Source organism: Dellaglioa sp. CoH-57-MRSF-16 (genome assembly GCF_056782055.1).
In genome coordinates, this window is sequence record NZ_JBXAXZ010000111.1 from 1 (window position 1) to 343 (window position 343).

Sequence of the window (343 nt, forward strand, 5' to 3'; positions counted from 1 at the left end):
ATTGTCAACGTCTTCATCGTGGGTCCTTCGTGCCATCTAGCACTTGGTTGATCAGATTCACGGTCGGAGCCGACCACGCACACACTTCAGGGCTCGGATTCCGCGTGTAGTATTCCTTCACGATACGGTCTCGATACTGTACCTGAACCTGAGTCTTAGCCTCAGCCTGCTGAGTTAGCTTCGGTGCTGCTTGCTCCGCGTTGTTGAGCCGCGAATTATCGCTGTCGCGGCGATCATTCTCGGCCTTGGCCATTTTGTTGATGGTGGCCTGCTGAGTTGACCACGCAGAGTCATAACCCAGCTCGTAGCCAAGTGCGGCACCTGCCACGAACACTATCAGGAC

General features: G+C 55.1%; 1 protein-coding gene. It reads right to left on the bottom strand.

Annotated elements, in window-relative coordinates:
• Positions 1 to 13 precede the first annotated feature (13 nt).
• Positions 14 to 343 (bottom strand): hypothetical protein (locus AC1RPH_RS08095; protein WP_481762074.1); only part of this gene is annotated, 330 nt, incomplete at its 5' end.